Origin of the sequence: Oryzobacter telluris (assembly GCF_043099285.1) — a bacterium.
Classification (GTDB): Bacteria; Actinomycetota; Actinomycetes; order Actinomycetales; family Dermatophilaceae; genus Oryzobacter; species Oryzobacter telluris.
Window position 1 is genome coordinate 2,544,105 of the sequence record NZ_CP170723.1, and the last position, 12,815, is coordinate 2,556,919.

Annotated in this window: 13 protein-coding genes; 5 read left to right on the plus strand and 8 right to left on the minus strand. The window is 73.7% G+C overall.

The genetic code is table 11. From position 1 onward, the window contains the following. Positions 1-10: 10 nt before the first annotated feature. The 4 genes from ACFLFB_RS11735 to ACFLFB_RS11750 all read right to left on the minus strand — a co-directional run bounded on the left by ACFLFB_RS11735 (position 11) and on the right by ACFLFB_RS11750 (position 4,010). Positions 11-967 (minus strand): hypothetical protein, encoded by a 957-nt coding sequence (locus ACFLFB_RS11735; RefSeq protein WP_392542359.1) that lies wholly within the window; start codon positions 965-967, stop codon positions 11-13. Further along, a complete protein-coding gene (locus ACFLFB_RS11740; RefSeq protein ID WP_392542360.1) occupies positions 964-1,506 on the minus strand; it encodes an RNA polymerase sigma factor in 543 nt (180 codons plus the stop codon). Before ACFLFB_RS11740 ends, ACFLFB_RS11735 begins: the two co-directional genes overlap by 4 nt. 162 nt (positions 1,507-1,668) lie before the next feature. After that, positions 1,669-2,709 carry a glutathione S-transferase family protein gene (locus ACFLFB_RS11745; protein ID WP_392542361.1) on the minus strand — a complete coding sequence of 347 codons (1,041 nt, stop codon included), beginning with the start codon at positions 2,707-2,709 and terminating at the stop codon, positions 1,669-1,671. Next, the gene (locus ACFLFB_RS11750; RefSeq protein WP_392545416.1) at positions 2,709-4,010 is read right to left on the minus strand and encodes a dipeptidase; all 1,302 of its coding nucleotides are present in this window, start codon (positions 4,008-4,010) and stop codon (positions 2,709-2,711) included. Before ACFLFB_RS11750 ends, ACFLFB_RS11745 begins: the two co-directional genes overlap by 1 nt. Positions 4,011-4,158: 148 nt before the next feature. On the opposite strand from ACFLFB_RS11750, the gene ACFLFB_RS11755 reads away from it, so the two are divergent. After that, a complete protein-coding gene (locus ACFLFB_RS11755; RefSeq protein ID WP_392542362.1) occupies positions 4,159-4,740 on the plus strand; it encodes a DUF3043 domain-containing protein in 582 nt (193 codons plus the stop codon). A 31-nt stretch (positions 4,741-4,771) separates the two neighbouring features. On the opposite strand, the gene ACFLFB_RS11760 is transcribed toward ACFLFB_RS11755, so the two are convergent. Next, a complete protein-coding gene (locus tag ACFLFB_RS11760) occupies positions 4,772-4,987 on the minus strand; it encodes a hypothetical protein (protein WP_392542363.1) in 216 nt (71 codons plus the stop codon). Next, positions 4,984-6,087, minus strand: coding sequence for a glycine cleavage system aminomethyltransferase GcvT (gene gcvT / locus ACFLFB_RS11765; RefSeq protein WP_392542364.1), 1,104 nt, complete (start codon positions 6,085-6,087; stop codon positions 4,984-4,986). The genes ACFLFB_RS11760 and gcvT overlap by 4 nt, the downstream gene beginning before the upstream one ends. A gap of 54 nt (positions 6,088-6,141) precedes the next feature. Between gcvT and ACFLFB_RS11770 the strand changes: the two genes are divergently transcribed. Further along, on the plus strand, positions 6,142-7,674 hold the full coding sequence (locus ACFLFB_RS11770) for a leucyl aminopeptidase (RefSeq protein ID WP_392542365.1): 1,533 nt from the start codon (positions 6,142-6,144) through the stop codon (positions 7,672-7,674). 78 nt (positions 7,675-7,752) lie between these two features. Here ACFLFB_RS11770 and ACFLFB_RS11775 read toward each other — a convergent pair whose 3' ends face one another. After that, on the minus strand, positions 7,753-7,947 hold the full coding sequence (locus tag ACFLFB_RS11775; RefSeq protein WP_392542366.1) for a DUF5302 domain-containing protein: 195 nt from the start codon (positions 7,945-7,947) through the stop codon (positions 7,753-7,755). 77 nt (positions 7,948-8,024) lie between these two features. Next, positions 8,025-8,348, minus strand: a complete 324-nt coding sequence (locus ACFLFB_RS11780) for a hypothetical protein (RefSeq protein WP_392542367.1) — start codon at positions 8,346-8,348, stop codon at positions 8,025-8,027. Positions 8,349-8,510: 162 nt separating this feature from the next. Here ACFLFB_RS11780 and lpdA point away from each other — a divergent pair, with 162 nt between their 5' ends. The 3 genes from lpdA to ACFLFB_RS11795 are packed head-to-tail and all read left to right on the plus strand — an operon-like array spanning position 8,511 to position 12,813. After that, positions 8,511-9,893 carry a dihydrolipoyl dehydrogenase gene (gene lpdA / locus ACFLFB_RS11785; RefSeq protein ID WP_392542368.1) on the plus strand — a complete coding sequence of 461 codons (1,383 nt, stop codon included), beginning with the start codon at positions 8,511-8,513 and terminating at the stop codon, positions 9,891-9,893. A gap of 42 nt (positions 9,894-9,935) precedes the next feature. Beyond that, complete coding sequence (gene sucB, locus ACFLFB_RS11790; RefSeq protein ID WP_392542369.1) at positions 9,936-11,900, plus strand: 2-oxoglutarate dehydrogenase, E2 component, dihydrolipoamide succinyltransferase; 1,965 nt, start codon at positions 9,936-9,938, stop codon at positions 11,898-11,900. Between the two features lie 25 nt (positions 11,901-11,925). Next, the gene (locus tag ACFLFB_RS11795; protein WP_392542370.1) at positions 11,926-12,813 is read left to right on the plus strand and encodes a TIGR01777 family oxidoreductase; all 888 of its coding nucleotides are present in this window, start codon (positions 11,926-11,928) and stop codon (positions 12,811-12,813) included. Positions 12,814-12,815 lie beyond the last annotated feature (2 nt).

Genomic DNA, 12,815 nt, shown 5'->3' on the forward strand with positions numbered 1-12,815 from the left:
CCCGCACGCGTCAGCTCATCCTGAACCAGCTGCCGTCCGAGCCGGTGAGGAGCGCACACCCCGGCACGAGGGTCGGCCCCAGCAGGGTGGTCCGCGTCGTCACGAGTCCCCCGAGGACGCCCGCGCAGTCGGGGTCACCACGCACCGTCGGATGCAGGGTGACGCCGTCCGCACCGACGGTCAGGGTCCCTCGCTCGTCCGGCGCCGACCAGGCGTCACCGTCGTCGTCGGCGACGTACTGACCGCGTCCCTGCCCCAGGTCGGTGACGACGAGCATGGTGCCCGTCCCGCGCAGCATCCAGGTTCCGACGAGGTCGGCCACGGAGTCCACGGGGGTCGGCGGCTGCGAGGCGTACACGAACGGGTGCCGCAGCAGGGCGCGGCCCGCGGGCGAGGCGGGCGAGAGCCGGACGAAGGGCCGGGCGGTCCCGGTGGCCCAGGGGCAGGCCTCCCGGATCGGCTGGGGCGTGAGCGACATCCGACCTTCCGCGTCCAGGTCGACCACCGCCCGGCAGGACTCGAAGACCACGATGTTCCCCTGCTCCACCGAGTACGCGCTGAGGTCCGCCGCGAGGTCCAGGTGCTCGGCCGGCGTGTTCGCCGTCGTCCACCGGCCGTCGGCCGTGAAGTACCAGACGTGACCGTTGCTGTCGGCCTCGTCGACCATCCAGGCGCCGACGAGGTCACGGGCGCTCACCGGGGCGGTCGAGGGGGTCGGGACCGGCACCGCGGGCAGCGTCTGGGTCCGGGAGGTGCGCCACAGGGCCGTGGCGGCGAGGACCAGGGCCACGACGGCGCAGGCCGCCACCGCCACCTCCCACGGCCGGATGGAGCGGTCTCCACGCCGCGAGGGATGGACCCGCTCCTCGACCCGCGCGTGGAGGCGGTCGAGGTCGTCGTCGGTCACGCTGACGTCGCGGGCGTAGCGCTTCAGGGCCGTGGTCACCTGGCGTTCGTCGACGCTCATCGGGCACCTCCGAGGCGGTCCTGGAGGCGGGCGAGCCCCCGGTGGGCGTGGCGCTTGACCGAGCCGACGCCGATGTCGAGCAGCGCGGCGGTCTCGGCCTCGGTCAGCTCGAGGTAGTAGCGGCAGACGACGACCTCGCGCTGGCGGGTCGGGAGGGCCTGCACGGCGGCGGCGAGCCGCCGGGCGTCGTCGTGCTCGACGGCACGGGCCTCGGAGCTCGGCTCGAGCCAGTCGACGACGGCGAGCCGTTCCCGGACGCGGCGCGCCCGGATGAGCTGGCCCTGCCCCGACCGGCACCGGTTGATGACGGCGGCTCGCAGGTAGGCGCGCGACGCCCCGTGGTCACGCAGCCCGTTCCAGTGGCGGTAGAGGGAGACGAAGGCCTCCTGCACCGCGTCCTCGGCGGCCTCCCGGTCCCCGAGGAGGACCTGGGCGAGGCGGACGAGACCGGCGGCGTGGGCGCGGAACAGCACGCCGAACGCCTCGTCGCGTGACGCGGCGGGGCCCGGCCAGGTCGCCACCGGGGAGCTCTCCGGCATGACCACCTCCGACAGCGGATGTTCCATGCACCAAGGTCCGAGAACCTCCACCGAGGTTGACAGGTCGGCGCCACGACTTCACCCCCTCTCCGGCGGACTCATTGCGCTGGGTGAACGCGAAACACCCCTCGGAGCGTTCGCTCAGCGCCATGAGTCGGGGTGTCAGAGGTGGACGAGGCCGTCGGGGCCGACGTGCGGGTTGTGCGCGGTCGGCACGCGCTCGCCCTCGGGCGGCGGGCCGGGAGGCGTGCCGTCACCGAACGGCCGGCCACCGAGGGCCTCGCGGCCGTGCGGCTCCGCCCACCCGGCCAGGTCCGGCCCCGCGGGCACGACCCCGGTCGGGTTGATGTCGGTGTGCACCTCGTAGTAGTGGCTCTTGATCTGCACGAAGTCCGTGGTGTCGCCGAAGCCGGGCGTCGCGAACAGGTCGCGCGCGTAGGCCCACAGCACCGGCTGCTCGCTCAGCTTCTGCCGGTTGCACTTGAAGTGCCCGTGGTAGACGGGGTCGAAGCGCGCCAGCGTGGTGAACAGCCGCACGTCGGCCTCGGTGATCGTGTCCCCCATGAGGTAGCGCTGCCCCGCGAGGCGGTCGGACAGCCAGTCCAGGGCGGTGAAGAGGCGGTCGTAGGCGTCCTCGTAGGCGCCCTGGGTGCCGGCGAACCCGCACCGGTAGACCCCGTTGTTGACCTCGGTGTACACCCGCGTCATCACGGCGTCCATCTCGGGGCGCAGGGCCTGCGGGTAGAGGTCGGGGGCGCCCTCGCGGTGGTGGTCACGCCACTGGGTCGACAGGTCGAGGGTCAGCGGCGCGAAGTCGTTGGTCACGACCTGCCCGCTGGCGACCTCCACCACCGCGGGAACGGTGATGCCGCGCGGGTAGCCGGGGAAGCGGGCCTCGTAGGCGTCCTTGAGCCGCGGGATGCCGAGCACCGGGTCGACGCCCCCGGGGTCGAGGTCGAAGGTCCAGCTGTCGGCATCGTGGGTGGGCCCGCACAGCCCCATCGACAGCACGTCCTCGAGCCCGAGCAGGCGCCGCACGATGATGGCCCGGTTGGCCCACGGGCAGGCGCGCGCGACGACGAGCCGGTAGCGACCCGGCTCGACGGGCCACTCGCGCTCCCCCGCGCCGTCGGCCGTGATCCGGTCCTCGATGTAGGTGGTGTCGCGCTGGAAGTCGTCCTCGACGTAGGAGCCCTTTCCCATCAGCGCGGCAGCGCCCCGAGGCGGGCGAGCAGGACGGCCTCGGCCACGCAGACCTTCTCGAACTCGCCGAGGTGCAGCGACTCGTTGGCTCCGTGCGCGCGGGCGTCGGGGTCCTCCACGCCGGTGACGAGGATGGCGGCCTCGGGGAACCGCTCGGCGAACGCCGCGACGAACGGGATCGACCCGCCGACGCCGATGTCCACGGGCTCCACGCCCCACGCGTCGGCGAACGCGGCGCGGGCCTCGTCGTAGACCGGGCCCTGCGCGTCGGCCGAGAAGCCGAGGCCGCGGTCGTCGAGGTGGACCTCGACCCGGGCCCCCCACGGGGCGTGCTCGAGCAGGTGCGCCTTGACGACCTCGAACGCGTGCAGGTCGTCCTCGTCGGGGGCCAGGCGGATCGACACCTTCGCGGCGGCGCTCGGGACCAGCGTGTTCGACGACGTCGCCACGGAGGGGGCGTCGATGCCGATGGTCGTGATCGAGGGCTTGGTCCAGATCCGCGAGAGCAGCGACCCCGACCCGATGGTCGAGACGCCGTCGAGCAGCCCGGACTCCTCGCGCAGCCGATCCTCGGAGAACTCGAGGTCCGCGGCGACGCCCTCCTTCAGCCCGGCCACCGCGACGTTGCCGTCGGCGTCGTGGAGGGTCGCGAGGAGGCGGACCAGCGCGGTGATGGCGTCGGGCACGGCCCCGCCGAACATGCCGGAGTGGATGCCGTGGTCGAGCGTGGTCACGGTGACGACGACGCGGATCATCCCGCGCAGGGTCGTGGTCAGCGCCGGCTCGCCGATGGCCCAGTTGGTGGAGTCGGCCAGGACGATGGCGTCGGCGCGCAGCTTCTCGCCGTGCCGCTCGAGGATGGTGGGGAGCGAGTCCGAGCCGATCTCCTCCTCGCCCTCGACGAAGACGGTGACGCCCACCGGCAGGGACCCGGCGTGGGCGCGCAGTGCGGCGACGTGGGCCATGATCCCGGCCTTGTCGTCGGCGGCGCCGCGCCCGTAGAGGCGGCCCTCGCGCTCGGTGGGCTCGAAGGGGGCGCTGTCCCAGAGGGCGTCGTCGCCGGGGGGCTGCACGTCGTGGTGCGCGTAGAGCATCACCGTGCGCGACCCGGGCGGTCCGTCGACGTGGCCGATGACGGCGGGTCGCCCGCCCTCGCGGACGATCTCGACCTCGAGGCCCTCGGCACGCAGCAGGGCGGCCGTGGCCTCGGCGCTGGCCTCCACGTGGGCCTGGTCGAAGGCGTCGAGGCTGACGCTCGGGATCCGGGTCAGCGCCTCGAGGTCGGCGCGCACCGCAGGCATGAGGTCGGCGACGCGGTCGCGGAGGGCGGAGATCTGGTCTGCAGGCAGGACGTCGGTCACCCGCGCGACCCTACCGGCGGCCCCGGGGCGGATCGGCGGCCGGGAGCGGGCGTTCGGACCCCGTGGCGCGACCGCCTAGAGTTGGGGGGTGTTCGGACGCAGCAAGACCACCAACGACAAGCTCGCCGACGAGGCCCACGAGGCTCGTGAGGGTGCCAAGAACCGGCCGACCCCCAGGCGGCGCGACCAGGAGGCCGCGCGCAAGCGCCCCCTCGTCGTCACCGACCGCAAGCAGGCCCGCTCGGTCGACCGCGAGAAGCGCCGCGAGGCGATGACCCGCACCCGCCAGGCGATGCTCACCGGCGACGACGCCGGGCTTCCGCCGCGCGACAAGGGGCCGGTGCGCCGCTTCATCCGCAACCACGTCGACGCGCGCCGCAACCTCGCCGAGTTCATGCTGCCCGTCATGGTCATCGTCCTCGCGCTGAGCTTCCTGCGCACGAGCGCGATCCTGCTCGCGGTCACCGTGCTGACCTACGGCATCCTGCTCACCGCCGTGCTCGACACCTTCCTCATGTGGCGCGGCCTGAAGAAGCGCCTCGTCGAGAAGTTCGGCGAGGAGGCCGCGTCGACCCGCGGCAACGGGATGTACGCCGCGATGCGCGCCTTCCAGCTGCGCCGCTCGCGGATGCCGCGCGTGCAGGTCGCCCGCGGCGAGTACCCCGGCTGACGCTGGTACCGGCGTCAGCCCCGGCGCTGCGTCAGGGTGCGGCCTCGAGGCTCATCGGCCCGTAGACCTTCTCGCCGTCGCGGTGGAGCGTCACGCCGGCGACCCCGGCGTCGGACAGCTCGTGCCACACCTCGCCGAACCAGCTCTCGGCGTCGGACTGCGTGGGGAACGCGGTCGTCGACAGGTGCTCACCGGTGAGAGGTGCGCCGTCGGCGTCCTCGTACGTCCAGGTCCACTGCTCGCTCATGACTCCCGCACCCCCACCTCGACGAACGGCGGCTTCGAGACGGTGGCCGCGACCTCACGACCCCGCACGTCGACGACGACCTCGTCGCCGAGGGTGACCGAGCGGTCGAGGAGCGCGAGCGCGATGCCCTGCTTGCGGGTCGGGGAGAACGTCCCCGACGTGACCTCGCCGATAACGGTGCCCGACTCGTCCTTGACGTCGCAGTGCGAGCGCGGGATGCCACGGCCGGTGACGACGAGGCCGCGCATCAGGCGGGTCTCCTTGGCGGCGCGCTCGGCGGTGAGCGACTCCTTGCCCCAGAACGCCGGCTTGTCCCAGCCGACGGCCCAGGCGGCCCCCGCCATCACCGGGGTGATGTCGGGCGAGAGGTCGTTGCCGTGCAGCGGGTAGCCCATCTCGGTGCGCAGGGTGTCACGCGCGCCGAGGCCGCAGGGCAGGCCGTCCTGCTCGCCGGCCGCGATGAGCAGCGCGTCCCAGACCGAGGCGGTGACGTCCCAGGCCGGGACGATCTCGTAGCCCCGCTCCCCCGTGTAGCCGGTGCGGCAGACGATGACCGGCAGGCCCTCCCACTCGACCTCGACGAAGCTCATGTAGTCGTGGTCGACCGGCAGCCCGAGGCGCCGCAGCACCTCGTCGGAGCGGGGCCCCTGCACCGCGACGACCCCGTAGGAGTCGTGGAGGTTCTCGACCGTGATGCCCTCCGGCGCCGCGGCCGCGAGGAGCTCGACGACGCGGGCGGTGTTGGCCGCGTTGGGGATGAGGAAGACGTCCTCCTCGCTGCGCAGGTACTGGATGAGGTCGTCGACGACCCCGCCGGTGTCGGTGCAGCACATCGTGTACTGGGCCTGGCCCGGGCCGATCCGGCCCAGGTCGTTGGTGAGGCACGAGTTGACGAACTCCGCCGCCCCGGGGCCGGAGACGCGGGCCTTGCCCAGGTGCGAGACGTCGAAGACGCCGACCCGCTCGCGGACGGCGGTGTGCTCGGCGACGACCCCGCCACCGGGGTACTCGATGGGCATCGACCACCCCCCGAAGTCGGCCATCTTCGCGCCGAGGGCGACGTGCCGGTCGTGGAGCGGCGAGTGCAGGAGGTCGGTCATGCTGGCACGTTACCGCCTGCCGGGAGGGGCGCGACCGCTCGGTAGGGTGCCCGCATGACCACCCTGTCAGTGACCACCCGCATCCCCGCCGAGCTGCCCGCCGACACCCTGGTGGTCGGCTCGGTGAGCACCCCCGACGGTGCCGACCTCGCGACCGGCCACGGCCTGCCGCGCAAGGCGGTCGTCCACCTCCAGGCGGTCCTCGCCGACGTGGACGCCACCGGGAAGCCCGACGAGGTCGTCCGCGTCGTCGCGGTCCCGGGCGTCAAGGCCACCTCCGTCGTCGTCACCGGGCTGGGTGACGGCACGACCCGTCGCACGTCCTACCCGCACACGGTCCTGCGGTCGGCGGCCGGCGCGGCCCTGCGCACGGTCAGCGGCAAGAAGTCGGTGGCGATCGCCCTCCCCACGCCCGACGTCGAGAGCCTGTCGGCGGTCGCCGACGGCGCCTGGGCCGGCTGCTACACCTACGACAAGTCCGGCCCCCTCCCCGCCCGCCGCACCGGCGCCGCAAAGGGCAGGGCCGCCGCGGCCTCCGCCGGCCCCAAGGTCACGGTCGTCTCGGGCGCCGGCCAGGGCAAGGCCGCCAAGGACGTCGTCGCCCGCGCCGCCGTCCTCGGCGCCGCCCGCGACTGGGCCCGCGACCTCGTCAACACCCCCCCGAACTACCTCTTCCCCGCCTCGTTCGCCGACGCCGTGAAGAAGCGCGCCTCGGCCTCCCCCGCGAAGGTCACGGTGTCGGTCCTCGACGAGAAGGCGCTCGCCAAGGGCGGCTTCGGCGGCATCACCGGCGTCGGCCAGGGCTCGGCCAACCCGCCGCGCATCGTCACGGTGTCGTGGACCCCCGCCGCCCCGAAGGCCTCGGTGGCGCTCGTCGGCAAGGGCATCACCTTCGACTCCGGCGGCCTCAACATCAAGCCGGCGACCGGCATGGTGACGATGAAGTCCGACATGGCGGGTGCGGCCGCCGTCGCCGCCACGGTCCTCGCGGCCGCAGAGCTCGACCTGCCCGTCGCGGTCACCGGCTACCTCTGCCTCGCCGAGAACATGCCGAGCGGCACGGCCCAGCGGCCCAGCGACGTCGTCATCATGCGCGACGGCACGAGCGTGGAGATCCTCGACACCGACGCCGAGGGCCGCATGGTGCTCGGCGACGGCATCTGCCTCGCCAGCGAGAAGCACCCCGACTGGATCGTCGACATCGCCACCCTCACGGGCGCGCAGATGGTGGCGCTGGGCACCGACATCTGCGGCGTCATGGCCAACGACGACGCCTTCCGCACGAAGGTCGTCGCGTCCGCCGACGCCGCGGGCGAGGGCGCCTGGCCGATGCCGCTGCCCGTCGAGCTGCGCAAGAAGCTCGACACCCCCACCGCCGACATCGCGCACAAGGGCGACCGCGACGGCGGCATGCTCACCGCCGGGCTGTTCCTCCAGGAGTTCGTCGGCGAGGGCATCCCGTGGGCGCACGTCGACATCGCCGGCCCGTCCTTCAACGAGAAGGGCCCCAAGGGCGCGACGCCCAAGGGCGGCACCGGGTTCGGCGTCGCCACCCTGCTCACCCTCGTGGAGGGCGCGGCCTCCTGACGCCACGACGGCCGACGCGCCGAGGCCGGCGGACCCTGGTGGGGTCCGCCGGCCTCGGCGTTCGTCGGTGGGGGTGGGTCAGCCGCCGCTCTTGCGGCGGAACATCTGCTGGCGGGCGCTGGTCTCGGGACCGTGCGCACCGCCGACCTTGCCGTGCTCCGAGGAGTCGGAGACATCGGCTCCGCCGTGGGCCGCCTTCTTGTCGAGCGCGGCACGGAACTTGGCCTTGACGTCCTCGCTCACGGCGGGCTTGGGCCTGTCCTTCGATGACATCGTGTGCGTCCTTCTCGTCGGTGGAGCGGGGACCCCACGCTCGCACGGACGGCGGCGCGGGGCCAGTGGATTCGGGGTCAGCGCTCGCGCGGGCGGCGCTGGCGGGCGGTCCACTCGCGCATCCGCGCGGGGTAGCCGGTGAGGTTGACGTCGTACACGGGGACGTCGAGCCCGCGGGCGACGTCGAAGGCGACCGGGCGCGACGGCAGTGCCCTGCGGGTCCACTCGCCGTCGTGGGCGATGAGGACGACCGTCGTCGAGGTGACGTTGGTCGCCGGCTCGACATAGGCCTCCACCCCGCGCCGTGACGCGACGAACTCCGCGAGGTGCGCGCGGGCGGACGACAGGTCGGAACCAGCACTGGCCGACGCGTGTCCGCGCCGCCTCCTCCACCACGCCATGCGCCAACGATAGGGCGTGCTCCCGTGCGACCGGTGTGACCACACCGGGAACGGGATGTGTGCGCGCCCGCGGGGAGTGCAAGGATGCTCGTCAGCGTCCGGTCGGCACCACACCCGCCGCGGGCGCGCCCCGCCCGTCGCCTCACCAAGGAGCTGCCAGGGATGCCGGCCACCGCCGAGACCACCCACGACGTCGTCGTCCTCGGAGGGGGGAGCGGAGGCTACGCCTGTGCGCTGCGCGCGGCCGAGCTCGGCCTCACCGTCGCCCTCGTCGAGAAGGACCTGCTCGGCGGGACGTGCCTGCACCGCGGCTGCATCCCCACCAAGGCGCTGCTCCACGCCGCCGAGGTCGCCGACGCCGCCCGCGAGGCCTCCCGCTTCGGGGTGCGCGCGACGCTCGAGGGCATCGACATGGCCGGGGTCACCTCGTACCGCCAGGGTGTCGTCTCGCGGCTGCACAAGGGACTCCAGGGGCTCGTGAAGTCCCGCAAGGTCGACTACGTCGGGGGCGAGGGGCGCCTCGAGGACGGCCGCACCGTCGTCGTCGGCGACCGCCGCCTCGTGGGTCGGCACGTCGTCCTCGCCACGGGCTCCTACGCCCGCACGCTGCCCGGCCTCGACATCGCCGGCCGGGTGATGACGAGCGACCAGGCCCTCGAGCTGGAGGACGTGCCGGGTCGCGTCGTGGTGCTCGGTGGCGGCGTCATCGGTGTCGAGTTCGCCTCCGTCATGCGCTCGTTCGGCGCCGACGTCACCGTCGTCGAGGCGCTGCCGCGACTCGTGGCCGCCGAGGACCCCGCCTGCTCGACCGCGCTCGAGCGGGCGTTCAGGAAGCGCGGCATCACGGTGCGCACCGGCGCCCGATTCGAGTCGGCCTCCGAGAGTGACGGATCGGTCACCGTCACGCTCGAGGGCGGCGAGACGCTGGAGGCCGACCTCCTGCTCGTCGCGGTCGGCCGCGGGCCCTCCACCGCCGGCCTCGGGTTCGAGGAGGCCGGGGTCACCCTCGACCGCGGCTTCGTCGTCACCGACGAGCGCTGCCGCACCTCGGTCGAGGGTGTGTGGGCCGTGGGCGACATCGTCCCCGGGCTCCAGCTCGCGCACCGCGGCTTCGCCCAGGGGATCTTCGTCGCCGAGTCGATCGCGGGGCTGTCGCCCACCCCGATCGTCGAGGCCGAGATCCCCCGCGTCACGTACTGCGAGCCCGAGGTCGCGTCGGTCGGCCTCACCGAGGAGCAGGCCCGCGCCGCCCACGGCGACGCGGTGGAGACCTACGAGTACAACCTCGGCGGCAACGGCAAGAGCCAGATCCTGCAGACCCAGGGCTTCGTCAAGCTCGTGCGGGTCGCGGACGGACCGGTCGTCGGCATCCACATGGTCGGCGCCCGGATGGGCGAGCAGGTCGGCGAGGCCCAGCTCGTCGTCGGCTGGCAGGCCCACCCCGAGGACGTCGCGGCGCTGCTGCACGCCCACCCCACCCAGAACGAGGCGCTCGGCGAGGCCCACATGGCGCTCGCCGGGAAGCCCCTCCATGCACACAACTAGAGTGATGAACGCCACCGCCGCCCACGAAGGAGAGCACCACTGATGTCCGAACGTGTACAGATGCCCGCACTCGGCGAGTCCGTCACCGAGGGGACCGTGACGCGGTGGCTCAAGAACGTCGGCGACGCGGTCGAGGTCGACGAGCCCCTGCTCGAGGTCTCCACCGACAAGGTCGACACCGAGATCCCCTCCCCCGTGGCCGGGACGCTCGAGGAGATCCTCGTCCAGGAGGACGACACGGTGCCGGTGGGTGCCGACCTCGCGGTCATCGGTGACGGCTCCGGCGGCGGCTCCTCCGACGGCGGTTCGCAGTCCGCGGACGAGGGTGCGTCGACCGACGAGGGCCCGGCCGACGAGGTGTCCGACCCCTCCGACGGCGACGCCGTGGCCGAGGCGGGCGACGAGGGCGGGCAGGAGCCGGCAGAGCCCCAGGCGTCCGACGACTCCAGCGGTTCCGACGACTCCGGCAGCGCTGAGGACTCCGGTTCCGAGGACTCCGGCTCCGCGGACTCCGGTGCGGGCGAGGAAGCCCCCGCCGCGTCCTCCGACTCCGGGTCCGGCGGCGGCTCCGGCACGACCGTGACGATGCCGGCGCTCGGCGAGTCGGTCACCGAGGGCACCGTGACCCGTTGGCTCAAGGCCGAGGGCGACGAGGTGGCCGTCGACGAGCCGCTCCTCGAGGTCTCCACCGACAAGGTCGACACCGAGATCCCCTCGCCCGTGGCGGGCACCCTGACCCAGATCCTCGTCCAGGAGGACGAGACCGTGCCGGTCGGCGCGGACCTCGCGATCGTCGGTGGCGGCGGTGGCGGTTCCGCTGCGGCGGAGCAGGCTCCGGCGCAGGAGAAGGCCCCCGAACCCGAGGCCCCCAAGGCCGAGGAGAAGGCGCCCGACCCCGAGCCCGAGGCCCCGAAGGCCGAGGAGAAGGCCCCCGAGCCCGAGCCCGAGGCGCCGAAGGCGGAGGAGAAGGCGCCCGAGCCCGAGCCGGCGAAGGCCGAGGCTCCCGCCGCACCGGCCCCCGCGGCCGAGCAGTCCGACGACGCCGCGGCCTCCACCGACGGTGACCGCGACGCGGCCGCCTACGTGACCCCGCTCGTGCGCAAGCTCGCCGCCGACCACGGCATCGACCTCGCGAGCCTGGCCGGCACCGGCATCGGCGGACGCATCCGCAAGCAGGACGTCATCGCCGCCGCCGAGGCCAAGAAGGCGCCCGAGCCGGAGGCGGCCCCGGCCGCCCCCGCGCCCCAGGCAACGGCCGCGGCCGCTCCGGCGGCCCCGTCCGCCGACTCCAAGCGCGGCACGACCGAGAAGATGTCGCGCCTGCGCAAGACGATCGCGCGCCGGATGGTCGAGTCCCTCCAGGTCTCGGCGCAGCTGACCACGGTCGTCGAGGTCGACGTCACCCGCATCTCGCGGCTGCGCGACCGCGCCAAGGCCGACTTCGCCCAGCGCGAGGGCACCAAGCTCAGCTTCCTGCCCTTCTTCGCCCTCGCCGCGGTCGAGGCCCTCAAGGCCCACCCGACCGTCAACGCGAGCATCGAGGACGACGAGGTCACCTACTACGGTGCCGAGCACCTGGGCGTCGCGGTCGACACCGAGAAGGGCCTGCTCGTGCCGGTCCTGAAGAACGCCGGCGACCTCAACATCGCGGGCCTGGCCCGCGGCATCGCCGACGTCGCCGACCGCACGCGCAACAACAAGATCATGCCGGACGACCTGGCCGGTGGGACCTTCACCATCACCAACACGGGCTCGCGCGGCGCGCTGTTCGACACCCCGATCATCAACCAGCCGCAGGTGGCCATCCTCGGCACCGGGTCGGTCGTCAAGCGCCCGATCGTCGTCATCACCGAGGACGGTGGCGAGACGATCGCCATCCGCTCGATGGTGTACCTCGCCCTGTCGTACGACCACCGGATCGTCGACGGCGCCGACGCCGCCCGCTTCCTCACCACGATGAAGCAGCGGCTCGAGGAAGGCGCCTTCGAGGCCGACCTCGGTCTCTGACCGGGTCGACCCCGAGGCACCCACGATGGGCCGCGTCGCCGTCACCGGCTCCTCGGGTCTGATCGGCACCGCCCTCGTCGCCGCGCTCCGTGAGCGCGGCGACGAGGTCGTCCGCCTCGTGCGCCGCTCCCCCCGGGGCGCCGATGAGGTGCAGTGGGACCCGGCGTCCCGCCGCCTCGACCCGGCTGCCCTCGACGGGGTCGACGGCGTCGTCAACCTCGCCGGAGCCGGTGTCGGGGACGAGCGCTGGTCGCCGTCGCGCAAGAGGGAGATCCTCGCCTCCCGCGTCGATGCCACCACCGCCGTCGCCACCGCGATCGCGCAGACCGGCCGCCCCGTGCGGCTGCTCTCCGGGTCGGCCGTCGGCTTCTACGGCGACCGCGGCGAGGAGGAGCTGACCGAGGCGAGCCCGCCCGGGACCGGCTTCCTCGCCGACGTCGTCATCGCATGGGAGGCCGCGGCCCAGCCGGCCGTCGACGCCGGGGCGCCGGTCGCGTTCATCCGCACGGGCATCGTCCTCGCCGCCGACGGTGGGGCGGCCGCACCCCTGCTGCGACTGGCCCGTTTCGGCCTGGCCGGCCCGCTCGGCAACGGTCGCCAGTTCTGGCCGTGGCTGACCCTCGCCGACGAGGTCGGCGCGATCCTCCACCTGCTCGACCACCCCGAGGTGACCGGCCCGGTGAACCTCTTCACCGCCCCCGCGCGGCAGAAGGACGTCGTCGCGGCCATGGGTCGCGCCCTGCACCGCCCGACCGTCCTGCCGGCCCCGTCGCTCGCGCTGCGGGCCGTCGTCGGCGGGTTCGCCGACGAGATCCTCGGCAGCCAGCGGATCGTCGGCGACGCGCTGCGCGACAGCGGCTACGTGCCGCAGCACCCCGACCTCGACACCGCGGCGAGCTGGCTCGTCACCTGAGG